General features: G+C 63.6%; 1 protein-coding gene. It reads left to right on the plus strand.

Annotated features, from left to right (window positions below; all coding sequences use genetic code 11):
• Positions 1 to 1,790: hypothetical protein (locus H074_RS40695; RefSeq protein WP_039921888.1), on the plus strand; the 1,790-nt coding region annotated here is incomplete at both ends.

The following is a 1,790-nucleotide window of genomic DNA, read 5'->3' on the forward strand; positions in this document are numbered from 1 at the left end:
CTGGAGAACGCATTACGCGAGGCGGCCGGAGCCGCCAGTCCGGGTCTCGACCAACAGAAGCTGACTTTTGATCGTGAAGAGCACGCATCTCGCCCGGACGCGGATATGGGGATCACCCTGCATGACTCGCCGAACTGGACCGAACAGAGTTATCGGACGAGGCGTGAACTGAATCTGTCCCTGGCCAACGCGTTGCAGAAGCACGTGTTGTCCGCCGCGGATGTGCGCCGTCTGCGGTTGCTGGTGGAGGGTCTTGCCCAGCGGCTGGACGACAACGACGATCCCGACGGAGAGTTGCGTCTCGAGGCGCACCTGGTGACCAGTGACGGACCAGCCGAACGGCGGAGGCTGGAGGTGGCGGCGGAGATACGCGCGGCGGTGCGGGCGGCGCGGCCACAGTACTCGGCCGCGCAGGTCGAGGAGTTCATCGCCCGGCATGTCGTGATGGGTGTCACCCGGACGTACAACTATAATAAGTTGGGCCTTTTCCTCACTGTCGTCGGACGCGAATCCGAATCCGCACCGGATCCGGTGTCGGACCGCTCCGTGGTGGCGGTGGGGCAGGCCGAAGACCTGCGACTGACTTTGCAGCCGAAGAAACTGAGCGGCCGAGTCGAGAAGGGTACCGATGCCGAAATCGATCGCTGGAAAGGTGAGCTGAAGGCCGGGGAGCCGTTCGTGATCGTCGAAGGCGCTCGAAAGAGGCTGAACGGATTCATTGACAAAATTCTGCCCGATATCGCTGATCGCACCCGCAATAATCAGCAACTCCCCGATATCCGGTTGCACCTCACGAAAAGGACTCACCAGGTCGACTACGGAGTTCGCCACCCCGAGCATGGGGTGCTCGAAGAGCTGGTGAAGCGGGAGGCGCTGAAGCAATCCATCGACCTCAGTGAGTTTCGCTTCACTTACGTGACCCACAGAAGCAATAGTAGCGCCCGCTCGGTGGAAATCACCGTGCACAAAACACCGGAGCGGGGGAAGAGCCACTATCTCGAGGAGACGTCCTTGACGGAGTTCCTCGTGCGGAGATTCGACATTCTGTCGGAGGCTGCTCGGGAGCGGATCACCTGGCTGTCAATGGGATTCATCCGTCGGCGCGAGCACGAGGATGGGAACAAGATTCTCTCCATCGCGATGACGCGGTCCCCCAACAACGACGCCGACCTTATACTGAGAGTGGTTCGGGATCTCGTTGTCGCTGCTTTCGCAGGGCAGTTGCCGGGGCCTGAAGCCGAGCGAGAGGCCCGCGCGATCCTGGACAAGTCCGTCCGTATCACCTTGTACCGCGCGCTTCGGCCAGGGTTGCCCGCTGTTCTGGTGGACGTGGTCGGGACGGGTGAGGTGTCGTCGGTCCGGCGGGAAGAGCGGGCGGAGCAGGCGCTGTCGACGCGGATGGCTTCGCGTGTGGCCCGAGAGGTGGAGGCTTCGTGGCGTGCTGAGTTGAGGGTGGATGGCCTGTCGTGGTGGTCTCCGGTGGATGAGGCTTCGCTGGTTGATCTGGTGGACCGGATCGCGGGGAACGCTGTGGTGCTGGAGCGGGAGATGCGGGAGCCGTTGGACATCATGTTCCGGCTGACCGATACCGCTTCGCGGCGGGCGGAGTACGGGTCGGGGTTGCTCGACTCGCTGGAGGGCCGGTTGCGGGGGGCGTTGCGGGCCTGGGGGGTGGACGTGGACGCGGTGCGGTTCGCGTTCGACCGGGTAGACAGGAACCCGGCTGAGGGGGAGTCGCCCGGTGTCGAAGTGCTGGTGCGCCGGTCGCCGAACCGGTCTGTGCGGTATTA

This window comes from Amycolatopsis decaplanina DSM 44594, from assembly GCF_000342005.1.
Taxonomy (GTDB): Bacteria; Actinomycetota; Actinomycetes; order Mycobacteriales; family Pseudonocardiaceae; genus Amycolatopsis; species Amycolatopsis decaplanina.